The following is a 22,483-nucleotide window of genomic DNA, read 5'->3' on the forward strand; positions in this document are numbered from 1 at the left end:
GTCGGTGTCCACCGACCGCCCCCGCGGGCGCCCACAGCGCCCCCGCTACTGCGACTGGCGCTTCTTGTGCGCGGCCATGCGGGCGCGCTCCTTGTGGTCGAGGACCACCTTGCGGATGCGCACGTTCTCGGGCGTGACCTCCACGCACTCGTCCTCACGGCAGAACTCCAGGGCCTGCTCCAGGGAGAGTCGGCGCGGCGGCACCAGGCGCTCCAGCTCGTCGCCGGTGGCCGAGCGCATGTTGGTGAGCTTCTTCTCCTTGGTGATGTTCACGTCCATGTCGTCGGCGCGGGAGTTCTCGCCGACGACCATGCCCTCGTAGACCTCGGTGCCCGGCTCGACGAACAGGACGCCGCGCTCCTGGAGGTTGAACATCGCGTAGGTCATCGCGGACCCGGCCCGGTCGGCGACCAGGGAGCCGTTGGGCCGCGTACGCAGCTCGCCGAACCACGGCTCGAACTTCTCGAAGACGTGGTGGGCGATGCCGGTGCCGCGGGTCTCGGTGAGGAACTCGGTGCGGAACCCGATGAGGCCGCGGGAGGGCACCAGCCAGTCCATGCGCACCCAGCCGGTGCCGTGGTTGACCATGTTCTCCATGCGGCCCTTGCGGACGCTGAGCAGCTGGGTGATGGCGCCCATGAACTCCTCGGGGGCGTCCACGGTGAGGCGCTCGACCGGCTCGTGCGTCTTGCCGTCGATCACGCGGGTGACCACCTGCGGCTTGCCGACGGTCAGCTCGTAGCCCTCGCGGCGCATCTGCTCGACCAGGATGGCCAGCGCCAGCTCACCGCGGCCCTGCACCTCCCAGGCGTCGGGACGCTCGGTGGGCAGCACGCGCAGCGACACGTTGCCGATCAGCTCGCGGTCCAGCCGGTCCTTGACCAGGCGGGCGGTGACCTTGGCGCCCTTGACCCTGCCGACCAGCGGCGAGGTGTTGGTGCCGATGGTCATGGAGATGGCGGGCTCGTCCACCGTGATCAGCGGCAGCGGGCGCGGGTCCTCTGGGTCGGCGAGGGTCTCGCCGATCATGATGTCGGGGATGCCCGCGATGGCGGCGATGTCGCCGGGGCCGGCCTTCTCGGCGGGCTGGCGCTCCAGCCCCTCGGTCATGAGCAGCTCGGTGATCTTGACCTGCTGGGTGGTGCCGTCGGCGCGGATCCACGCGACCTGCTGGCCCTTGCGCAGCTCACCCTGCTGGACGCGCACCAGCGCCAGACGTCCCAGGAACGGGGAGGCGTCCAGGTTGGTGACGTGGGCCTGCAGGGGCGCGCCCGGGGTGTACTCGGGCGCCGGGATGGTCTCCAGGATGGTGGTGAACAGCGGAACGAGGTTGTCGTTGTCGGGCACCTGCCCGTTCTCGGGGCGCTCCAGGGACGCCTTGCCGTCGCGGGCGCAGGTGTAGATGATCGGGAACTCGATCTGCGACTCGTCCGCGTCCAGGTCCATGAACAGCTCGTAGGTGTCGTCCACGACCTCGGCGATCCGGCTGTCGGGCCGGTCGACCTTGTTGATGACGAGGATGACGGGGAGCTTGGCGGCCAGGGCCTTGCGGAGCACGAAGCGGGTCTGCGGGAGTGGGCCCTCGCTGGCGTCCACGAGCAGGACGACGCCGTCGACCATCGACAGGCCGCGCTCGACCTCGCCGCCGAAGTCGGCGTGGCCGGGGGTGTCGATGATGTTGATGACCACGTCCTCGCCCTCGGGCGTGGTGTAGTGGACGGCCGTGTTCTTCGCGAGAATGGTGATGCCCTTCTCGCGCTCCAGGTCGTTGGAGTCCATCACGCGGTCGTCGACGTCCTGGTTCTCACGGAACACACCGGACTGCCAGAGCATGGCGTCGACGAGCGTCGTCTTGCCGTGGTCCACGTGGGCGACGATGGCGACGTTGCGGATGTCGCCGCGGCGTGCGGAGCCCTCGACGGGCATGGCGCTGGACATGGGAAAGTCTCGATCTCCTGGTACTGGGTAGAGACCGCAGAGTGCCACGGCCCGTTGCCAGTTTATGCGGTAAGAGGTGTCTGGTTGGGAAACGTGCAGGTCAACCCGGTCACTACGGGTTGACCAGCAGGGGTGCGAGCGGGTCCAGGAAGGGGACGTCCGCGGGCAGCCAGTCGACGGCGCGCAGGTCGGCGGCGCAGAGCCAGCGCAGGGACAGGTGTTCCAGCGGTTCGGGCTCCCCGTCGACCAGTTCCGCCCGCCACAGCCGCAGCACGGCGTCACGGGTACGGGTACCGGACGGGTCCGGGAACGGGACGTCGGCTCCGATCGGGTGCAGGGGTCGGACGGTGACGCCGAGCTCCTCCCGGCACTCGCGGGTCAGCGCGTCGACGGGTGACTCCCCGTCGTCGACCTTGCCGCCGGGGAACTCCCACCGGCCGCGCAGGGTCGCGGGCTCGGCTCGTTGGGCGGCCAGCACGCGGCCGTCCCGGATGATGGCGGCGCCGACGACGATCAGGGTCTCTCGCACGGTCAACCAGCGTAGTGGCTGGCGTTACCCAACCGGTGGGCCAGGGCGGTGTACCGGTGGCCGGAGGAGGCGTTGCGGACGGCCTGGGCGAGGGCGCGGCGGGAACCCACCAGGACCACCAGCTTCTTGGCCCGGGTGATGGCGGTGTAGAGCAGGTTGCGCTGGAGCATCATCCACGCGCTGGTGGTGACCGGTACCACCACGCAGGGGTACTCGCTGCCCTGCGAGCGGTGGACGGTGACGGCGTAGGCGTGCGCCAGTTCGTCGAGTTCGGCGAAGTCGTAGTCGACCTCCTCGTCCTCGTCGGTACGCACCGACACCTCCTGGGCGATCGGGTCGATGCCGGTGACCACGCCGAGCGTCCCGTTGAAGACCCCGCTCGCGCCCTTCTCGTAGTTGTTGCGGACCTGCGTGACCTTGTCGCCCACGCGGAAGATCCGCCCGCCGAAGCGGCGTTCGGCCACGCCCTCCCCCGGGGGTGTGACGGCGGCCTGGAGAGCCGTGTTGAGCTGGGCGGATCCGGCCGGTCCGCCCTTCATCGGGGTGAGGACCTGGACGTCGCGGCGGGGGTCGAGTCCGAACCGCCGCGGGATGCGGCGGGCGACCACGTCGACGGTGAGTTCGGCGGCCTCCTCGGCGTCGTCGCAGGGGAAGAGGAAGAAGTCGGTCATACCCTGGAACTCGGGCGGCGCACCGGTGTTGACGCGGTGGGCGTTGGTGACCACCCCCGACTGCTGGGCCTGCCGGAACACGTGGGTGAGGCGGACGCTGGGGATCGGGGAACCGTCGTCGAGGAGGTCGCGCAGCACCTGTCCGGCGCCGACGGAGGGCAACTGGTCGACGTCGCCGACGAAGAGGACGTGCGCTCCCGGGGGCACCGCCTTGACCAGCTTGTTCGCCAGGACCAGGTCCAGCATGGAGGCTTCGTCGACCACGAGCAGGTCGCAGTCGAGGGGGTTGTCGCGGTCGTAGGCGGCGTCACCGCCGGGGCGCAGTTCGAGGAGCCGGTGCACCGTGGAGGCGTCCACCCCGGTGAGCTCGGTCAGCCGTTTGGCGGCCCGCCCGGTGGGCGCGGCCAGGATGATCCGGGCGCGCTTGGCCGCGGCGAGGGTGACGACGGAGGCCACGGTGAAGGACTTGCCGCAGCCGGGACCGCCGGTGAGCACGCACACCTTCCGGGTGAGCGCGGTGCGCACGGCCTCGCGCTGGGCGTCGGCGAGGTCGACCCGGGTGCGCTCGCGCAGCCAGCCCAGGGCCACGTCCCAGTCGACGTCCGCGAAGGAGGCGAGCCGGTCGTCGGGGGCCTCCAGGAGGGAGCGCAGTCCCGAGGCGAGCCCGATCTCGGCGCGGTGCATCGGCACGAGGTACACGGCGCGCACCGGCTCGCCCTCCGGGCCGGGGAGTGTCTCGCGGACCACGCCCTCGGTGGCGACCAGCTCCTGGAGGCACTCGATGACCAGGCCCGCCTCCACCCCGAGGATCTTCACGGCGGCGGAGATGAGCCGCTCCTCGGGCAGGTAGCAGTGGCCGTCGCCGGTGGACTCCGAGAGGGTGAACTGGATGCCCGCCATGACCCGCTGGGGGCTGTCGTGCGGGATGCCGACCGCCTGGGCGATGGTGTCGGCGGTCTTGAACCCGATCCCCCACACGTCGGACGCCAGCCGGTAGGGCTCCTTCTGGACGACGTCGATGGACGCGTCGCCGTACTTCTTGTAGATGCGCACGGCCAGGGAGGTGGTGACCTCGACCCCCTGGAGGAAGACCATGACCTCCTTGATCGCCTTCTGTTCCTCCCAGGCGTCCGCGATGAGCCGGGTGCGCTTGGGGCCGAGCCCGGGGACCTCGATGAGCCGCTGGGGGTCGTCCTCGATGACGTCCAGGGCGTCGGTGCCGAAGTGCTCGACGATGCGCTCGGCCATCTTCGGACCGATCCCCTTGATGAGCCCGGAGCCGAGGTAGCGGCGGATGCCCTGGACCGTGGCGGGCAGGACGGTGGTGTAGTTCTCCACCTGGAACTGGCGTCCGTACTGGGGGTGCGATCCCCAGCGGCCCCGCATGCGCAGCGCCTCGCCGGGCTGGACGCCGGCCAGGGCGCCGACGACGGTGAGCAGGTCGTGGGCCCCGTTCCCGGTGTCGACCTTGGCGACGGTGTACCCGTTGTCCTCGTTGGCGTAGGTGATCCGCTCCAGGACGCCCTGGACGACGGCGGGCCGGAAGGTCCTGTCGGACACGGGATGAACGCTCCCTCCCGAGATCGGTCACACGGTGGCGTGCGCTCCCCCGGATCGGGGGGCGTCGTCGCCGAGGACGGCGAGCACGCGGTCCCGGTCGGCCCGGCGCAGGCTCCGGGCGACCAGTACGTAGGAGTGTCTCAGCATCTCCGCGATCTCGTCGTCGGGGACGGAGCCGTCCAGGAGCACGGAGTTCCAGTGCCGTTTGCTCATGTGGTAGCCCGGGGTGACGCCGGGGAACTGGTCGCGCAGCTCCAGGGCCAGTTCCGGGTCGCACTTGAGGTTGGCCACCGGCCCCTGGGGGCGCTCCATGAGCAGCGCGAACATCTTCTGGCCGGCGACCTTGTAGACCAGGGGTCCGGGACCGAAGGGCTCGGTCTCGGACGCCTCCGGGAACCACAGGGCCGCGTCGATGAACTGCTCCGGGGTCATGTGGGGCCCTCCTCTCACATCGAGCGTGCCAGAAGGCGCCGACGAACGGGAGGGCCGCCGGGAACCGGTGGACGGCGCGGACCGGGCTCACCCCCGCGGAGGCCCCGGCTCCTCCGGCCCGTCGAGGGGGTCCGGGTGGCCGGGGTATCCGAGTTCACTGGTGAGGGAGGCCACGCGCAGCGCCAGTTCCTGGGCCTGGACGAGGGTGGACAGCGCCTCGTCCTGCTGCTGGTGGTCGGACCCGGCCTCCACGGCCAGGGCGTCCAGCCGCTCGGCGGCGCGGCGGTCGTAGCGCTCCATCTCCGCGGCGCGGACCTTGCTCGCGTAGTCCTCCAGGACGCGGACGCGCTCCGTCACCCGGGCGACGTCCTGGTCGAGGACCTCCCGGGCGCGCGCGGCGGCCCGGCGACTGTGCTCCCCCGGGGTGGGGGTGCTCGCCATCGCGCGGCGGGTCCGGGTGTGCCCGGCCAGGCTCCTGGCCAGCCCCCACTCGACGTCCGCGAGGACCACCCGGTTGCGGACCGTGTCCAGTAGCAGGCCCTGGTCGTGGAGGGAGGAGGCCAGGACGGAGTCGACGGCGGCCTGGGCCCGGCCGAGCAGCGCGCGGGCCGGGGTGTCGAGCATGTCGGGGCTGACGTACCAGTCCCGCCAGTCCATCAGCAACCGTTCCTCCAGAGCGCGTTCGGCCTCGCCCGGCAGGGGGCGCGCCGACGGCCCGCTGACGGCCTTCGCCACGAGGAACGCGAACGCGGTGACCACCGCCACGCCCAGGCCGAGGAGGAGGAACACGGCGGCGAGGATCCCGAAGAACGGCAGCAGGAGCAGGAACAGGCCGACGACCACCGCCCCGCCGACCGGGTAGAGCCAGTGGTCGTTCGCGGGAAGCGGGGCGTCGGACCGCCAGGACGGCAGGGGCGGCCGGGGCGGCGCGGGCCGGTTCCGGCGCAGGGCCGCCGCGTTGAGCCGGACCGCGGTGCCGTCGTCGACCTCCGGGTGGACGGTGAGCCGGGTGGGCTCGTGCCCGTCCCAGTCGTCCCCGCCGCCGAAGGCCGTCCCGGGTGCGCTGGCCAGCAGGTCCCGCACCCCGGCACCGCGTTCGGTGAGCACCCAGACCCCCAGGTGCCGGTCCCGGGCGGCCAGCCGTTGGTCGGCCAGCGCGCGGACGGCCTCACCCGGGATGCGGCTCCGCAACCGCAGCAGTCCCGGACGCCCCGGCACGGGCACCGCCGCGCGCAGCGCGCGGGAGGTGACAGCGGTGATCCGTACGGTGGTGCCGTCGGCGAGGTTGAACTCCATGTCGTCCTTTCCGGCGTTCGGCCCGCGCGCGGGCGTACCTCTCGCCGGATTCGACGCGCGAACCGTGTCCGGGGTTGTACCGGATCCCGGGCGCCCCGGGGCCGCCCGGACCGGCGCCGGCCACACGCGTGACCCGACGCCGCGACACACGGGGGATAGGATCCCGGCACACGCGTCCCCCACGGAACGGAAGACCCATGAAGGCGCGCGGTATCCGCAGACTCGCACCCCTCGAACCCGGAGACCCGCGCACGGTCGGCGGGCACCGGATCAGGGGCAGGATCGGCTCCGGCGGGATGGGCACGGTCTACGCCGCCGACTCCCCCGGGGTCCACGGCTACCTGGCGGTCAAGGTCGTCCACCCCGAGCAGGCGGCCGACCCCCGGTTCCGGACCCGTTTCGCCCACGAGGCACGGCTCCTGGCCAGGGTGAACAGCCCGTCGGTGGCCCGGTTCGTGCGCGCCGACGTCGAGGCCGACCTGCCGTGGATGATCACCGAGTACGTCCCCGGCCCCACCCTCCGCCGCCACGTGGAGCGCTTCGGCCGGCTGCGCCGCGGCATGCTGCTCGGTCTGGCGGTCGGGACGGCGGAGGCCCTCAGGGCGATCCACGACGCCGGCGTGGTGCACCGCGACCTCAAACCGAGCAACGTCGTCCTGTCGGACCGCGGCCCCAAGCTGCTCGACTTCGGGATCGCCCACCCGGTGGAGGATCCCGACCCGACCAAGTGGATCAGGCTCCGCCGGATGCGCCGCGCCTACCGCGACCTGCGGCTCCCGTCCCCGGAGGGGCTGGCCGACGAGCGGACCGCCCGGCAGCGGGACCGGCTCGGCACTCCGGGGTGGATGAGCCCGGAACAGTACGGCGCCCAGCCCACGACCCAGAGGGCGGACGTGTTCCTGTGGGGGGCGACGGTCGGGTTCGCCGCCGTCGGACACGACCCGTTCGGGCACGCGCACCCCAAGGAGATGGCGCGCCGGGTGATGTTCGAGGAACCCGACCTCGACCACCTGCCGCCCGGGTTGGAACGGCTGGTGACGGCGGCGATGGCCAAGGACCCCGACGACCGTCCCGACGCGGCGGAACTGCTGCGGGAGTGTCTGGCCCTGGAGAACGAGGAGGGCGGCGTGCGCCCGCCCGAGGACGCCGGGGGACCGGGACCGGCGGGACCGGGCGCGGTGCGGGCCCTCCTCGAACGCCAGTGGACCCAGGTCGCGGTCCGCCCCCCGCTGCCCCCGCGCGAGGGGCCGCGCCTCTTCGGACGGGGGAGGGACGCCGAGGGGTCGGACACCGGGTCTCAGAGCAGCCCGTAGTAGGCGCGCCCCTCCCGGGAGAACATGAACGCCACCATCGTGGCGGTGAAACCCAGCGGCACGAGGTACTGCCACGCGCCGCCGCTCACGCTCCACGCCAGGAGCGCCCCCGCGGCGGCCTGGAAGGCCACCACGCCCCAGAACACCCCGACCGTCCTGCGCCGGATCCGGGCCGCCAGCAGCGTGGACAGGACCCCGTACACGCCGGTGACCAGCGCCAGCACGGCCATGAGCGAGCGCATCACGTCGATGCTGACCGCCATCTCGACGCCCTGCTCGGCGGCCAGGTCGGCCTGTTCCCGGAGGGCCTCGTCCATCGTCTCCGGCGGAATGCTCAACGCCATGAGGAACAGCGCCGACAGGCCGAGGCCGCAGGCGCCGCCGACGAACATCAGCGCCCGGACCACCGCGACCTTCCGGGGTGTGGGGGCGTTCGGGTGCAGGGCGTCCAGGTGCGCCCCGAAACCGAACAGCCCGCGCTGCGGCGGGACACCGCCCGCGCCACGCACCCCGTCGGAGTCGTGGGGGTCCTGGCCAGAAGGATGCACGGGGTCCTCCGAGGGGTTGATGGGCGTGTGCACCAATGCTAAGGCGTGACAGCCCCCGACGCGGTGGTACGCGCACCCGAGTCGCGGGACGGGCGCTCACCCGGCGGCGCACCCGTCCCGGCACCGCGGGTTCTCCGCGTCGTCACCCCCGACCCCGTGCCAGGGAGCCTTTTGTCCTCTAAGGTGATGCCTTCCACCCCCTCAGGGGCGGCCCCCGCCGTCCCCGATCCCCCGAGAAACTGGAGTCACGGAGCATGACCAGACTCGTGCGCGCGTCCGGCGCGCTGGTACTGGCGGGCGGCCTGGTCGCCTCGTCCGTATCCGTCTCCGCGGCGGACACCGCGCCCCGCGAGACCCCCGGCACCCAGGCCGGAGCCGACTTCACCCTGACGGTCCTGCACGGGAACGACCCCGAGTCCGCGCTGCTGCACGCCTCCGCACAGCCCGACTTCGGCGGCGCCGCCCGCTACACCACCCTCTTCCAACGGCTACGCGACGCGGAGAACGCGGGCGTCGGCGCGGGCGCCGACGAGGCCGCCGAGCGGGGGGTGCTGTCGGTCAACTCCGGCGACCTCTACCTGCCCGGTCCGGAGTTCTCCGCCTCGATGGAGGAGGGGGCGCCGTTCTACGACGCGATCGCCACCAACCACGTGGGCTACGACGCGGTGTCGATGGGCAACCACGAGTTCGACTTCGGCCCGGACGTGTACGCCGACTTCCTCGAAGAGCTGACCGGCGACACCACCGTCGTCGCGGCCAACGTGGACGTGTCGGGCGAGCCCCGCCTGGCCGCTCTGGCCGACGCGGGCCGCATCGCGCCCAGCGCGGTGGTCGACGTCGCGGGCGAGCGCGTGGGCGTCGTCGGCGCCCTCTACCCGGAGCTGCACAGCATCAGCAGCCCCCGCGACATGGTCCTGCACGACGTGGTCGGGCCGGTCCAGGACGAGGTCGACCGGCTCACCGCCGACGGCGTCGACAAGATCATCATGATCTCCCACCTGCAGAACATCGGCTACGAGCAGAGCGTGGCCGGGCGACTGACCGACGTCGACGCGATCGTCTCCGGCGGCGGCCACGAGGTCATGGCGGACGCGGACACCCCGCTGGTCCCCGGTGACGAGGTGACCGCGCACCCGTCCACCGGCGAGCCCCTCTCCTACCCGCTGTGGGCGAGCGACGCCGAGGGCGCCGACCTGCCGATCGTCACCACCGGCGGCGACTACAAGTACGTCGGCCGCCTGGTGGTCAACTTCGACGCCGACGGCCGGGTGTCCTCCGTCTCCGACCGCTCGGGCACCGTCCGGGTCTCGGGTACCGGCGACGACGCCGTCGAGCCGCACGCCGGGGTCCACGGCCAGGTGACCGAACCGGTCTCCGCCCACGTGGCGGCCCTGGACGAGACCGTGGTCGCCGAGAGCGAGGTCGCCCTGGACGGCACCCGCGACCCGGGGGTGCGCACCCAGGAGACCAACCTCGGAAACCTGATGGCCGACGCCCTGCTGGACACCGGGCGGCGCAACGCGGCGGAGTACGGCGTCCCGGAACCGCAGATCGGCATCCAGAACGGCGGCGGTATCCGCAACTCGTCGGTCATCCCGGCGGGTCCGCTGACCGCGCTGGACACCTACGGGATCGCGCCGTTCGCCAACCAGGTCGTGGTGGTGCCGGACATCCCGCGTGCGCAGATCAAGGAGCTGCTCGAACACGGTGTGCACGCCGCCCCGGCGGCCAACGGCGGTTTCATGCAGGTCGGCGGGGTGAACTTCGCCTACGACCCGGAGCGCGCCGCCCAGGAGGTCGACGCGGACGGCCGGGTGGTCACGCCCGGTGAACGGATCCGCGAGGTGATCCTGCACGACGGCACGGTCGTCGTGGCGGACGGCGAGGTCGTCGAGGGCGACCCGATCACGGTCGCCACGATCGACTTCTCCGCGCGCGGCGGCGACATGTACCCGTTCCGCGGCGCCGACTTCACCGTCGTGGGCGCGACCTACCAGGGCGCCCTGGAGCAGTACCTGACAGGGACCCTGGCGGGCCGGGTGACCGCCGAACGCTACCCCGAGGGCGGTTCGGGCCGGATCGTGGTCGGCGACGAGGCCACCGACCCGGTGACCGGAACGCTGGAGCTGCGCCGCGCTCCGGTCCGGGCGCCCTCGGCGGCGATCTTCCGCTACTCCACCGACTCACCGGGCCGCGACAACCACGTGGCGGTGTTCGCCGAGGGTGTCTCCCCCGGCGCGGAGGAGCCGCTGACCACGCGCAGGGCCCGCCGCGAGTGGGGCCACGTCCCCGTGAGCACGCACCCGCTGGGGGCCGGTACGTTCACCGCATACCTGCTCGACGGCGACGGAAGGGTCCTGGCCGGACCGGCGACCTTCGAGGTCGAGGGAGGCTGACCCGGCTGCGCCGCCCCTCCGCCCGCGGGCGGAGGGGCGGCGCCGTCCCGACCGCCGTTCCGGAGCGGGCGCGCCGCCGACCGGTGGCCGGGACGTCAGCAACGCGGCAGGCCCTCGATGGGCTGCCACGGCTCGGCCGCGTCGAAGGCGGTCGCGCTGACGAACACGTCCCTGTTGCCGGTGTCGTCGTCGGTGAGCACCCACCACATGGTGTCGTTGCCCTGGCCGTCGGTGTGCGGCTGCCCCTTGGCCTGGCAGAAGACGTAGTGCCGCCCCGGCCACAGCCACCCGCCCGTCGCGTAGCGGGTGTCCGCGGACCAGTAGGTACTGGCGTCCCGCCAGGTCGTGTAGTACAGCCGCGGGGAGGCGGACTCCGTCCTGGCCCCCGTGGCCGACGGCGCCGAGACGGGCGTCCGCGCGGCTCCGCTCTCCGCCGTGGCGGCCGGGGCCGCCAGCGCCAGGGGCGCCGCGAGCCCCAGGGCCGCCGTCGTCGCTGTCAGGAATCGTCTGCTGGCCATCGCCGCTCCTCGTCCCGCCCCGGGCACGGGGCGGGGGTGGATGTGCTCGGTGGAGCGGTGCCCGGACACGCAAGCCCGGCGGACCGCACCAACAAGGCCATTGTCACCCAGAGTGATCTCTAACGCGCGTAACGACACGAGGTGGCGCCCCGGACGGGAGGGCGCCCGGCACGCGGATCAGAAGCAGCCGACGATCTCCTCGGCCGCGGCGGCCATGTCGTCGCGCTCGCCCTGGTCCAGGCCGTTCTCCTCGAACCAGATGAGCACGAAGTGGCAGGCGCTCTGCACGTCCACGGAGTCGCCCTCCTCGTCCGCGCCCAGGAACCCCTCCATGAAGGCGGCGGCGCCGACGTTCTCAAAGGCGACGACTCGCACCAGGTTGGTGTCGACGGCGGAGGTGCACGGGAAGAGCGCGCCCTCGCTCTCGTCGGACTCGCAGATGTCGCCGGTGGCGTCGAACCGGTCGGTGATGTCGAAGTCGGCCGACAGCTCGTCGAGCAGTTCGGTGGAGGTGAGCAGCTCCTCGGGCTCGAACTGCTCCTCTGTGGGCTCCGGCTCCTCGGTCGGCTCGGACTCCTCCTCGGTGGGCTCCTCGGTCGGCTCCTCCGACGGGGAGGGGGACTCGGTGGGTTCGGGCGACGGGTCGGCGGCGAGGCCGCCCACCAGCGTCCGGCCGAGGAGGAGGCCGCCGCCGAGGAAGGAGGCTCCCGCGAGGACCGCGATGACCGCCAGTACGGCCAGCACGCCGGTGCCGTAGCGCCCGCGTCCCGGCGGAGGGGGCGGGGTGGGCCCGGCCGGCCCCTGGGGCGGTGGGCCGTGGGGCGGGCCCTGCGGCGGCTGGGGTCCCTGATTGCCCTGGGGAGGCTGGGGTCCCTGATTGCCCTGGGGAGGCTGGGGCCCCTGCTGGTTCTGCCAGTACTGGGGCTGCTGGGGCTGCTGCGCCCGCGGGTCCAGGAACTCCTGGGGGTAGTGGGGCTGCTGCGGCCCCTGTCCCCCCTGGGGGTTCTGCGGCCCCTGGGGCGGAGGACCGAAGCCGCCCCCGGGGTCGGGGGTGTGATCGTTCACGAAGGGGCTCCTCGATGTCTGGGGAACTGGGGATGGTCGCGCTCGGAGGGGGCCGACGACCGAGCGCGGACCCGACTCCGCGTCGACGTCCACCGGGGCCGCCCCCGTGTCCCGTCGCGTGATGCAGTGTCCCACCTGCCCACGACGGGGGTCGCCCAGGGTCGCCCCGGAAACGCACACGGTGCGAGGGGGCTTCCGCGCGCACGCGGCAACCAGCATCCCAGTATCACCAAGAAAAAGCAAAGAAAATGCACAATATAGATGAATGAACGGTTTGCCCGGTATGGGAATAGCGTATTTTCGGCCAACCTTGGGCCATCCGGCGCGCATAATAGGGAAATGCGCGACCCCAGACCTACGATCGGGACCATGACCTGCGTTTTGCTGGCCGAAGACGATGTCTCGATCTCCGAGCCCCTCGCGCGCGCGCTCCGCCGCGAAGGCTACACGGTGGACGTGACCGTCAACGGCATTGAGACACTCGACCGTGCCCGTGCGGGAGACATCGACCTGATGGTCCTGGACCTCGGGCTGCCAGAAATGGACGGCCTCGAGGTGGCACGTCGGCTGCGCGCCGAGGGTCACGGCACGCCCATCCTCATCCTCACCGCCCGCGCGGACGAGGTCGACACCGTGGTCGGACTCGACGCGGGAGCGGACGACTACGTCACCAAACCGTTCCGCCTGGCCGAACTCCTCGCCCGGGTCCGGGCCCTCCTGCGGCGCGGCGGGGCCGAGGTACCGGTCGTCCACGGAGTCCGCATCGACAACGACTCCCGTCGCGCCTGGCTCGGTGAACGCGAGCTCCAGCTGACCACGAAGGAGTTCGACCTCCTGCGCGTCCTGGTCCGCGACGCGGGCAAGGTGGTGACCCGCGAGCAGATCATGCGCGAGGTGTGGGACACCAACTGGTGGGGGTCGACCAAGACCCTGGACATGCACATCTCCTGGCTGCGCCGCAAGCTCGGCGACGACGCCAACCAGCCGTCCTACATCACCACCGTGCGGGGCGTGGGCTTCCGCTTCGAACGGGACTGACCCGACCGCGCGCCGACGCGCTGACCGCGATCGGCCGCCCGGGATCGCACGGATGAGGTGACATGCGCAGGCGGATGGTTTTCTCCACCCTCGTGGTGACCGTCATCGCCGTCATGCTGCTCGGCCTGCCTCTGGGGGCGCTCACGTACAAGATGGTGCACGACGAGGCCAGCCGCCAGCTCCGGAGCGAGGCGGAACTCATCGGCGCGGAGAGCGACAACATGCTCGAACTCCAAGGCGAACTCGACCTCGCCGAACTGAGCTCCGAGCATCCCGACCGGTTCATACGCATCACGCCTCCCGGGGGGACCACCTCGGCCACGGCGGGGGACCCCGGTCTGAACCCCGCCACGCCCGACGCGCCGAGCCTGCTCCGGGCCACGGACACCACCGGTCGCGGCACGCACGTCCAGGTGTGGGCGAACGCGGACAACGTCCAGCGCAGCGTGGTCCGCGCCTGGCTCGGCATCGGCTCGCTGTCCCTCCTCGCCATCGGTGTGGCCGTCGGCCTGTCGATGTTCCAGGCCCGCAGGCTCACCCTCCCCCTGGCCGACCTGGCCGCCACCGCGGAGCGCCTGGGTTCGGGCGTGGCCACCCCCTGGGGCCACCGCTACGGCATCCCCGAGGCGGACCGGGTGGCCGAGGTGCTCGACCGCAGCGCCGAACGCATCGCCGGTCTCATCGCCACCGAACGCCACTTCGCCACCGACGCCTCCCACCAGCTGCGCACCCCGCTCACCGCGCTGACCATGCGCCTGGAGGAGATCGTCGCCGTGGCCGACGACCCCGAGACGGTCCGGGAGGAGGGCGAGGCCGCCCTCGCCCAGACCGAGCGCCTCGTCGAGACCGTCGAGAGCCTGCTGGGGCGGGCGCGCAAGAGCCAGAACCCCGAGGTGGAACCGGTGGAACTCGACCCGGTGCTCAACCACCTCCAGGCCGAGTGGGCCCCGGTCTTCCAACAGGAGAAGCGCGACCTGGTCGTCGCGGGCGATCCGGGGCTGACCGCCATGACCGTGCCGAGCGACCTCGCGCAGATCCTCGCCACCCTGGTCGAGAACGCCTACAAGCACGGAGCGGGCACGGTGACCATCCGCCGTCTGGACACCGGCCAGTCCGTACGCGTCGAGGTCAGCGACGAGGGCGACGGCGTCCCCGAGCACCTGTCGGGACGGATCTTCGACCGCGAGGTCAGCGGGGACGGCGGCACCGGTCTGGGGCTGGCCCTGGCCCGGCACATCGCCGAGTCGGAGGGGGCCCGGATCGAGCTGGTGCAGACCCGGCCGACCACCTTCGCGCTGTTCCTGCCCGCGGGGGCGGGCGGTCTGTCGAAGATGACCGGCCCGGTCTGACCGTGTCTGCTGTGGTCCTCCGCTTCGCTTCGGACCGTGTTCGCGCGCCCGAGAGGCAGGGATGCTTCATCCTCGGCGGCGCCTATCGCTCGTTCCTCGCTACGCGGCTCGCCTCGCCCGCCCGTCTCCCTCCACCACCCTCAACGGACGCCTACGGCGCGGCCCTATCCATGAGCACCCTGCCGACGCTCGAACGGCGGCACCCTGGGGTGACCGCCCCACTTTGACCCAAAAGGACACGGCTACGCCACCGTCGGGGTCGACGCCGTCCGGGGCACCTTCCCGCGCACCACCAGGTCGGTCCACAGCGAACGCACCCGCGCCAGTCCGTAGGCCCCGGTCACCTCCGTGCGGGCCCGCTCGGCCTCCTCCTCGAAGCGCCCCTCGGACACCACCGTGTGGATGGCCTCGGCCATCTCCACCGCGTCCGCGTGGATCCAGTGCGGGTCGTAGATGGTGTCCGCGCCCGGCCAGGGCAGCAGCGCGGGGACCCCGCCCGAGGCGGCGCACTCGGCGGGCGCCAGGTGGAACGACTCGTCGTCACTGGTGGAGAGCGTGATGCCCACCCGCCGCAGCCAGGTGGCCACGTCCGGACCGAACGGGTCGAAGACCACGGCCGACGCGAGGCGATCGTCGCGCTGGATCCGCCGGTAGACGCCCTCGAAGTAGGCGCGTTCCTCGGGTCGGTTCCAGATCCACCAGTAGTCCCACGGCTGCTTGGTCTTGATCGACAGCGTGTACCGGGGGTCCATCCGCCGCAGTTCCGCGAGCACGTCCAGCCCGCGGTCCAGGCGCTTGCGCGAGGGCGCGATCCCGATCATGCCCAGGGAGTACTCCGCGCCCGCGAGCTTGGGCCGCCGCAGCTGTTCGTCGTCCACCCAGTTGGGCAGCACGACCACCTTGTCGGCGGGCCATCCGGTGATCTCACGGGTCAGGTCGGCGTAGTGGGGGCTGACGCACACCACGGCGTCCACCTTGTCGACGTCGAGTCTGCGCGGCCACTCGGCGTAGAGCTCGAACCGGTGCAGGCGCACGACCAGCCGCTGGTCGGGGCGTTTCCACTTGGCGTAGAACAGCGCGTTGGGGCCGCACCACTCACAGATCACCACGTCCGCCCACCCGGCCAGTTCGCGGGAGCGGTACTGGTCGTGCGTGCTCAGCCCCTCCCACTGGTCGATCCGCACGTCGAGCCCGGGCAGGGAGTCGAGGTAGTCGGCCAGACGGGTGAAGAACTTCAGGTCGTGCCCGGCCACGACCACCTTGAGCGGACGCTCCGGGTCGGCCCCGGCGGGGGCCGGCGGGAGCGCCTCGGTCAGGCAGCGGCGCAGCCGCTCGGCGGCGCGCTCCAGCGTGTGGTCGGCCGCGGCCCGGCGGCAACGCTCGGCCGCGTCCGCGTAGACGGCGCGGTCGGCGTACGCCCGGGCGACGACGGCGGCGACCGAGTCGACCCCGGTACCGGCGAAGAGCGGATAGTCCCCGCCCAGCATGGTCTCGTGCATCGGGGTGCGGTTGAGGACCACCGGCAGGCCGAGCGCGCCCAGTTCGAGGACCTTGGTGGACAGTTCGAGGCTGGCGTCCATGGACGGGTCGCGCCAGGAGAGCCCGAAGTCGCACTCGGCGGCCTGGCGGAGCGCGTCGGCGCGCGACATGCCGCCGCGCCAGTCCACGCCCTCGGTGTCCTCCAGCCCCCTGCGCATGCGTTTGGCCCAGTCCGGCGGGTCGGAGTGGATCTTGTCGCCGATCATCACCACCTCGGCGTCCACGCCGAGCCGGGCCAGCTCGGCCGGGAGCTCGGTCATCTCCAGGGTGTTCCACCTGGGCGCGAACTTGCCCGTGTAGGCGAGGCGGGCGCGGGCGTGCACCTCCCCCTCGGCGCGGACGTCGTCGGGGACCACGACCACCGGCGGGAACAGGACCGAGCGCCCGCAGGCGGCGGGTACCGACGACTCCAGGAAGGCCCGCAGCTCCTCGGTCTGACAGAGCAGGAACCGGGAGGCCAGCGCGATCTCGGTGAGTTCGGCGGTGGCGGTGGCGGTGAACTCCGCGACGCCGTGCGGGAAGTCGGTGAGGTAGGTCCACAGCCGCCCGGACAGGGACTCCTCCTGGGCGGCCAGCCCCGCCAGGCGCCTGCCCCGCACCACCACGAGGTCGAACCGCCTGCGCTCGTCCTGCCTGGTCATCAGGGTGACGGCCTGTTCGGGGGTGAGCCCCTTGGGGCCGAGGTCGGGCAGGAGCCCGTCCTCGTAGGGCCGCAGCAGCCGGACGCCGGGCACCTCCGTCAGGGGCGCGGTCAACCGGTCGGTGCGCACGGGCGACTTGAGCAGGAGGGTGACCTCGCATCCGGCGGCGGCCAGGGCCTGCGCCATCGACTGCGCCCAGATCGCGGAACCGTCGATGATGTTGAGGTCCACGTCCCCGTACAGGAGTGCGCGCGGAGGAGGTGTACTCACGTTCTTCCCTTCGGATGCTTTCGGGTTGCCCGTGCGGGGCGGTCGGCGCGGTCGGGGGTCAACCGACGGCGCCGGTCTGGGCGGCGGAGTGGGAGGACCCGCCCCCGCCGGGGGCGGGGCCGGAGCCGTGGTCCGGGCCCAGGGCGAGGAGGCGGCTGCCGCGGCGGTTCCACTCCCTGGGCCGCCAGCCGCGGCGGAGGAGTTCGGTCCGGGCCAGTTCCGGGACGATGGCGCTGACGAACACGTACTGCTGGCCGCCGGTGTCCGGGCGGTCGAAGAACCCGCGCTCCCCCGCCCCGGTGAACGGGTCGTCGGTGGCCGGACCGGTGTCCGCGGTCCCGACCGCGTCGGCGCCGGAGCACTCGGCGGCGCACACCAGGTCGACGAGCCGGTGGTCGCCGAGCGGTCCGGTCCACGGGTGCGCCCAGGGGGAGGCGGCGCGTTCGGCCAGGGCGGCCCAGCGCTGGGGGGAGAGTCCGCCGTGCGTGTCGCCCGGGGCCGGATCGGCCTCCCGGGTGAGTTCCTCCGGGGTGTCGGGCGCGCTGACGCGGACGGTGCGCACGGTCACGCCCTCCGACCGCAGCCGCCTGACACCGGCCAGCTTGGCGGCCGTTCCGGGGACGACGACCTCGGCGGGGCGGAGCCGGGCGGTGAGCAGGTCGGTGGCGAGCTGGTCGGCGTCGGCCTCCCCCGCCGGATCGGCGAGGACCGCCACGGCGCGACCGCGCAGCGGCAGGTCGGCTCCGGAGGTGCCGGAGGCGAAGTCGAGCCCCTCCAGGACCGCGGACAGGCGGACCGGGGTGGCCTCGTCGAGGAACACCCGGCGCAGGAGTTCGCGCTGTTCGGAGCCGGTGGGCTGCTCGGCGCGCAGGCGCGGCACGGACACCGCCAGGTCCTCGCCCGTGGGGCGGGGCACCGGGGAGTGGGTGACCACGCGGGCGCCGCAGGCCCAGGCCCGTCGGCGGAGACCGTCGGTGTCGGGCGAGGTCTCGGGGACCACGGCGACGTTGGCCGCGCGCAGGGCGTCGGGCAGGTCGGCGTCGTCGGCGTCGACGACGCGCACGCCGAGGTCGGCCAGGACGTCGGGGACGGGTTCGTCGCGCGCGGCACGGACGTAGACCGCCGCGGGGCCGGGCGCGAGGTCGGCGGCGACCGGGTTGAACAGGTGGAGGGGGACCCCGGCGTCGCCCGTGTGGACGCGGTCGAAGCTGAGCCCGCGCAGGGCGGGCGGTGCGGGCGCGTCGTCGAGCAGGACGGCGGGGATGCCGCGGGCGGCGGCCGACTCCAGGACCCAGTGCAGGGCGCGGGTGCGGTCGGCGGCCGCGGGGTCGCCCACGTGGGCCCAGGGCGAGCCCGGGGCGGCGGCCGAGGCGGACACCAGGACGAGGTCGACGTCCACGCCGTCCATGACGATCTGCGCGTCGTGGGGGCGCAGCGGCACCGTGCGCACGTAGGGGTCGATCGCGGACTGGATGGCCGGGCCGACGACGGTCGCGGCGATGAGCCGGTCCTCGCGACCGCCCACGACGCCGGTGAGGAGCCGGGCCTCCTGGCGTTCGGCCTCGAAGGAGCGGACCGGTTCGTGGGCGGGGCGGCGCCGCTGGCTGTGGTTGGTCTGGCCGCTGCGCCGCCAGAGGCGGTAGAGGTCGCGCGGGAGGCGGACCAGGGAGCGGCCGGGCTTCTTGGCGGCGGCGGTGAGCGCACGGCCGACCTGGAGGGAGGTCGACCCCTCCACGGCGGCCAGGCGTGCGCGCGCCTCCTGGAGCTGGGCCTCGCGTTCGGCCAGCGCCTGCTTGAGCTGCTCGGTCTGGCTCTGTTCACGCCGTTTCACGGTCTGCCACCTCGTGTTCTGATCGGATCGGCGTCTGTGCCGCGTCCCTCGGGGGCCTGGCTGCTGGAACGGTCGGACGGTGCCGGGGGCGTACGCGGGGCCGGGCGTGGACGCCCGTGGTCGGGCGGGTGGCGGACCCCGCGTGGCGTCTGCGCGGGGCGGGGGTCGGCCGGTGGGAGTGTGGCACGGTGATCACCTCGTCCACTGGGTGAGGATGACGGCGATCCGCTCTCCGGAGCGGCCGTCCCACAGCGGCGGGACGTCGTCGCCGAGCCGTTCCGGGCCGCGCCCGTCCAGAACCTTACCGAGGGCCTGGCGGAGGTCGGCCTCGGTGACGAGCTGGTTGGTCCCGTGGGTGATGGTGACCGGTCGTTCGGTGTTGGGACGCAGGGTGAGGCAGGGGACACCGAGGATGGTGGTCTCCTCCTGCACACCGCCGGAGTCGGTGACCACGGCGGCGGCGCCGCGGGTGAGCGCGACGAAGTCGAGGTAGCCGAGCGGTTCGAGGAGGTGGACGCGCCGGTGGTCGCCGAGCCCGGCGGCGTCGAAGGCGGCCTTGCCGCGCGGGTGCACGGGCATGACCACGTCGGTGGTGTCGGCGATCTCGTGCAGACGGGCGACGAGGCGCGCCACGGTGCCGGGGTCGTCGACGTTGGCGGGCCGGTGCAGCGTGGCGGCCACGTAGCGCTCGGGCAGGTCGAGGCGGGCGCGCAGCGCGTCGGCGTCGAAGCGGTCGAGGTTGCTCAGGAGGGTGTCGATCATGGGGTTGCCGACCAGGTGGACCCGGCTGGGCGGGACGCCCTCCGCGGCCAGGTGGCCGACCGCCTCGGGGCTCGTGGCGAAGCACAGGTCGCTGAGCTGGTCGGTGACGCGACGGTTGATCTCCTCGGGCATCGTGTCGTCGAAGGACCGCAGCCCGGCCTCCACGTGCGCGACGGGGATGTGCAGCTTGGCGGCGACCAGGGCGGCGGCCACCGTGGAGTTGACGTCGCCGTAGACGACGACCATGCCGGGTCGGCGCCGGGCGAACTCCTTCTCCAGTCCGACCATGAGCGCGGCGGTCTGGGTGGCGTGCGAACCCGAGCCCACGCCGAGGTCGACGTCGGGGGTGGGCAGGCCCAGGTCGCGGAAGAAGACGGCGGACATGCGGTCGTCGTAGTGCTGTCCGGTGTGGACGACCGCCTGGTGCGCGCCGCGACCGCGCAGAGCCGAGACGACGGGCGCGGCCTTGACGAAGTTGGGTCGTGCCCCGACCACGTGCACGATCCCGGTGTCCTGACTCCCGAGGGGAGCGCTCGATGCCACGTCTCTCACGTTTCCTTCTGTTGGGATGGTGTGCCCACCGGGAGGGTCGGTGGGGCGGATCCGACCTGGTGGAGGTCGCCGTGACCGGTGCGAGTCCGGGGCGGGCCGCCCGGATTCCTTGCCCGAGCCGTCCCGTCCGTGTCGCCGTGGTGTCACCACCTGGTCACGTCCGCGTGGTTGTGTGACTGACCGTGCATGACACCCAGACTTCCGAATCCCACGTCCCGCGTCCACGCACCCGCTGGGTGCGGGCGGTGACGTTCACCGTCACGTTGGCCTGGCGACACCTGCGGTCCGATCCCGCGCGGTTGCCGCTGCTGGCGCTGCGGTTGACGCCCGGTCCGCTGCGGCGCGCTGTCCGGGCCGCGGCCACCCGGTGGGGCGGCCTGGCGCGGGCCTACGCGCTCTGGGACCGGGGCCTGCGCGGGGAGGCGCGCGCGGCGGTGCTCGCCGCCGCGGAGGGCGCCTCCCCCCGCCGCGTCGGCCGGCTGGTGTCCGCCAGCCTGGCCGCGGGCGACGCGGACACCGCACGTGAGCTGATCGGACAGCTCCCGGAGGGCCCGCGACGGGACGCGGCGGAGTATCGGACGGCTCTGGCGACAGGACGCGCTGTTCCCGCGTCCCCGTCCACATCGCCTGACCATCACCGGATCACGTTAACCCGTGGTCACCGAACGCGGTCCGACGACACGGTGAACGCTCGGCGACCGGCACGCCCCGCCGGTGAACGGTGGCGTGTGGCCGAGGACCCGGCCGCGCCGGGGGCCGGACTGCGGGTGCTGCATCTGGTCACCAACGCGCTACCGCACACCAACGCGGGGTACACGCAGCGCACGCACCGCATCGCCGTCGCGCAGCGGGACGCGGGCATGGACGTGCACGTGGTCACCCGGGCCGGGTACCCGCTCACCAAGGGGATCGCGGACCCGCGCACGCTGGTCCGGGTGGACGGGATCGGCTACCACCGGCTGCTGCCGTGGACGGCGCCCGCCGACCCGCCCTCGGAGCTGGCGGCGGGGCTGCGGTTGGCGGAACCGCTGGTGGAGGCGTTGCGGCCGAACGTGCTGCACGCGGCGAGCAACCACCACAACGCGCGGTTGGCCCTGGAGCTGGGTCGCCGGCACGGGCTTCCGGTGGTGTACGAGGTGCGCGGCTTCCTGGAGGAGTCCTGGCTCTCGCGGGATCCCTCGCGCAACGTGTCGGACGCCTTCTACCAGGCCGAACGGGCGAGCGAGACGGAGTGCATGCTGGCCGCCGACCTGGTGGTGACGCTGGGCGAGGCGATGCGGGAGGACATCGAGGCCCGGGGGGTGCCGCGGGAGCGGTTGCTGGTGGTGCCCAACGCGGTGGACGCGTCCTTCCTCGACCCGCTGCCGCCGCCCGAGGGGGTGCGCGAGGCGCTGGGGATCGGCGCGGACGAGTACGTGGTCGGCACGACGACCAGCTGTTTCGGCTACGAGGGGCTGGACGTGCTGCTGGACGCGGTGGCCCTGATGCACCAGCGCGGGGAGGGGGTGCACGCCCTGGTGGTCGGCGACGGGCCGGAGCTGCCCGCGCTGCGCGCCCGCGCCGAGGCGGCGGGGCTGGCGGGGGCGGCGCACTTCCCCGGGCGCGTGCCCGCGGGTGACGTGCGCCGGTACCACGCGGCGCTGGACGTGTTCGTGGTGCCGCGTCGGGACGAGCGGGTGTGTCGCGTGGTGACGCCGCTCAAACCCGTGGAGGCTATGGCGGGAGGGCTTCCGGTCGTGGCCAGCGCGTTGCCCGCGCTGCGAGAGATCGTGGAACCGGGAGTGACCGGTGAGTTAATTCCGGCTGGCGAATCAGCGGGGCTCGCCGATGTGCTGACAGAACTCGCCTACAGTCGGGAAAAACGGATGTCGTACGGCCTCGCCGGTCGCAAGCGCATCAGCGCCGACCGAACCTGGGCGGAGGCCGCATACCGCTACAACCAGGCGTACCGGGCTCTTATTCGGAAGATGTCCGAACCAGGCCAGATCCCGTGACCGGGGACGACACCTGCCTACACTCGGGGTCCCGCCTTCCCTTCCCAGGCCGTTCCCGAGACAGTGCGCCCGTTCACCCAACGAATGCGAGTGTGACCGCCACGTGGATGCCGCAGCCTCCAACCCAGTCTCCGTTCCCGAGCAGTCCTCCGGCGGGGCCAGTGACCTCGTCATCGTGGGTCTTGGCTATGTGGGCCTGCCGCTGGCGGCCGAGGCCGTGTCCGCCGGGCTGCGGGTGGTC

16 protein-coding genes and 1 pseudogene are annotated in these 22,483 nt (G+C 72.8%); 6 read left to right on the forward strand and 11 right to left on the reverse strand.

Annotation, left to right across the window (positions count from 1 at the left end):
• Positions 1-45 precede the first annotated feature (45 nt).
• The 5 genes from typA to DVR05_RS01910 all read right to left on the reverse strand — a co-directional run bounded on the left by typA (position 46) and on the right by DVR05_RS01910 (position 6,426).
• Positions 46-1,938, reverse strand: a complete 1,893-nt coding sequence (typA, locus tag DVR05_RS01890) for a translational GTPase TypA (RefSeq protein ID WP_116244046.1) — start codon at positions 1,936-1,938, stop codon at positions 46-48.
• A 112-nt stretch (positions 1,939-2,050) separates the two neighbouring features.
• The gene (locus tag DVR05_RS01895; protein WP_116244047.1) at positions 2,051-2,467 is read right to left on the reverse strand and encodes a (deoxy)nucleoside triphosphate pyrophosphohydrolase; all 417 of its coding nucleotides are present in this window, start codon (positions 2,465-2,467) and stop codon (positions 2,051-2,053) included.
• Between the two features lie 2 nt (positions 2,468-2,469).
• Positions 2,470-4,698 (reverse strand): ATP-dependent RecD-like DNA helicase, encoded by a 2,229-nt coding sequence (locus tag DVR05_RS01900; protein WP_116244048.1) that lies wholly within the window; start codon positions 4,696-4,698, stop codon positions 2,470-2,472.
• 27 nt (positions 4,699-4,725) lie between these two features.
• Positions 4,726-5,130 (reverse strand): MmcQ/YjbR family DNA-binding protein, encoded by a 405-nt coding sequence (locus DVR05_RS01905; RefSeq protein WP_116244049.1) that lies wholly within the window; start codon positions 5,128-5,130, stop codon positions 4,726-4,728.
• Positions 5,131-5,217: 87 nt separating this feature from the next.
• Positions 5,218-6,426, reverse strand: a complete 1,209-nt coding sequence (locus DVR05_RS01910; protein ID WP_116244050.1) for a hypothetical protein — start codon at positions 6,424-6,426, stop codon at positions 5,218-5,220.
• A gap of 197 nt (positions 6,427-6,623) precedes the next feature.
• Here DVR05_RS01910 and DVR05_RS01915 point away from each other — a divergent pair, with 197 nt between their 5' ends.
• Positions 6,624-7,739: a serine/threonine-protein kinase gene (locus tag DVR05_RS01915; protein WP_116244051.1), complete on the forward strand. Its 1,116-nt coding sequence runs from the start codon at positions 6,624-6,626 to the stop codon at positions 7,737-7,739.
• Here the strand turns inward: DVR05_RS01915 and DVR05_RS01920 are convergent.
• Positions 7,724-8,287, reverse strand: a complete 564-nt coding sequence (locus DVR05_RS01920) for a hypothetical protein (RefSeq protein WP_116244052.1) — start codon at positions 8,285-8,287, stop codon at positions 7,724-7,726. The two genes, DVR05_RS01915 and DVR05_RS01920, sit on opposite strands and share 16 nt — an antisense overlap.
• 254 nt (positions 8,288-8,541) lie before the next feature.
• Here DVR05_RS01920 and DVR05_RS01925 point away from each other — a divergent pair, with 254 nt between their 5' ends.
• The gene (locus DVR05_RS01925; protein WP_116244053.1) at positions 8,542-10,683 is read left to right on the forward strand and encodes a bifunctional UDP-sugar hydrolase/5'-nucleotidase; all 2,142 of its coding nucleotides are present in this window, start codon (positions 8,542-8,544) and stop codon (positions 10,681-10,683) included.
• A gap of 95 nt (positions 10,684-10,778) precedes the next feature.
• On the opposite strand, the gene DVR05_RS01930 is transcribed toward DVR05_RS01925, so the two are convergent.
• Complete coding sequence (locus tag DVR05_RS01930; protein ID WP_116244054.1) at positions 10,779-11,201, reverse strand: hypothetical protein; 423 nt, start codon at positions 11,199-11,201, stop codon at positions 10,779-10,781.
• 177 nt (positions 11,202-11,378) lie between these two features.
• On the reverse strand, positions 11,379-12,266 hold the full coding sequence (locus tag DVR05_RS26875; RefSeq protein ID WP_198658996.1) for a hypothetical protein: 888 nt from the start codon (positions 12,264-12,266) through the stop codon (positions 11,379-11,381).
• 369 nt (positions 12,267-12,635) lie between these two features.
• Here DVR05_RS26875 and DVR05_RS01945 point away from each other — a divergent pair, with 369 nt between their 5' ends.
• Both DVR05_RS01945 and DVR05_RS01950 read left to right on the forward strand, forming a co-directional pair.
• Positions 12,636-13,304 carry a response regulator transcription factor gene (locus tag DVR05_RS01945; RefSeq protein ID WP_017570862.1) on the forward strand — a complete coding sequence of 223 codons (669 nt, stop codon included), beginning with the start codon at positions 12,636-12,638 and terminating at the stop codon, positions 13,302-13,304.
• A 62-nt stretch (positions 13,305-13,366) separates the two neighbouring features.
• Positions 13,367-14,653, forward strand: coding sequence for a HAMP domain-containing sensor histidine kinase (locus DVR05_RS01950; RefSeq protein ID WP_116244055.1), 1,287 nt, complete (start codon positions 13,367-13,369; stop codon positions 14,651-14,653).
• Positions 14,654-14,895: 242 nt separating this feature from the next.
• On the opposite strand, the gene DVR05_RS01955 is transcribed toward DVR05_RS01950, so the two are convergent.
• The 3 genes from DVR05_RS01955 to wecB all read right to left on the reverse strand — a co-directional run bounded on the left by DVR05_RS01955 (position 14,896) and on the right by wecB (position 20,239).
• On the reverse strand, positions 14,896-17,103 hold the full coding sequence (locus DVR05_RS01955; RefSeq protein ID WP_232831926.1) for a glycosyltransferase: 2,208 nt from the start codon (positions 17,101-17,103) through the stop codon (positions 14,896-14,898).
• Positions 17,104-17,161: 58 nt separating this feature from the next.
• A complete protein-coding gene (locus DVR05_RS01960; RefSeq protein WP_116244056.1) occupies positions 17,162-18,934 on the reverse strand; it encodes a hypothetical protein in 1,773 nt (590 codons plus the stop codon).
• A 192-nt stretch (positions 18,935-19,126) separates the two neighbouring features.
• Positions 19,127-20,239: a non-hydrolyzing UDP-N-acetylglucosamine 2-epimerase gene (wecB, locus tag DVR05_RS01965; protein WP_116244057.1), complete on the reverse strand. Its 1,113-nt coding sequence runs from the start codon at positions 20,237-20,239 to the stop codon at positions 19,127-19,129.
• A gap of 254 nt (positions 20,240-20,493) precedes the next feature.
• On the opposite strand from wecB, the gene DVR05_RS01970 reads away from it, so the two are divergent.
• Complete coding sequence (locus DVR05_RS01970; protein ID WP_232831927.1) at positions 20,494-22,242, forward strand: glycosyltransferase family 4 protein; 1,749 nt, start codon at positions 20,494-20,496, stop codon at positions 22,240-22,242.
• A gap of 103 nt (positions 22,243-22,345) precedes the next feature.
• Positions 22,346-22,483 (forward strand): annotated as a pseudogene (locus tag DVR05_RS01975) (nucleotide sugar dehydrogenase); the annotation flags it as partial.

The organism is Nocardiopsis sp. FIRDI 009, from assembly GCF_003386285.1.
Taxonomy (GTDB): Bacteria; Actinomycetota; Actinomycetes; order Streptosporangiales; family Streptosporangiaceae; genus Nocardiopsis.

Bases quoted from the DNA above. Each gene is read 5' to 3' on its own strand.
- DVR05_RS01905 (WP_116244049.1), bottom strand. From the start codon at position 5,130: ATGACCCCGGAGCAGTTCATCGACGCGGCCCTGTGGTTCCCGGAGGCG.
- DVR05_RS01930 (WP_116244054.1), bottom strand. From the start codon at position 11,201: ATGGCCAGCAGACGATTCCTGACAGCGACGACGGCGGCCCTGGGGCTC.
- DVR05_RS01950 (WP_116244055.1), top strand. From the start codon at position 13,367: ATGCGCAGGCGGATGGTTTTCTCCACCCTCGTGGTGACCGTCATCGCC.
- DVR05_RS01925 (WP_116244053.1), top strand. From the start codon at position 8,542: ATGACCAGACTCGTGCGCGCGTCCGGCGCGCTGGTACTGGCGGGCGGC.
- DVR05_RS01945 (WP_017570862.1), top strand. From the start codon at position 12,636: ATGACCTGCGTTTTGCTGGCCGAAGACGATGTCTCGATCTCCGAGCCC.
- typA (WP_116244046.1), bottom strand. From the start codon at position 1,938: ATGTCCAGCGCCATGCCCGTCGAGGGCTCCGCACGCCGCGGCGACATC.
- DVR05_RS01910 (WP_116244050.1), bottom strand. From the start codon at position 6,426: ATGGAGTTCAACCTCGCCGACGGCACCACCGTACGGATCACCGCTGTC.
- DVR05_RS01915 (WP_116244051.1), top strand. From the start codon at position 6,624: ATGAAGGCGCGCGGTATCCGCAGACTCGCACCCCTCGAACCCGGAGAC.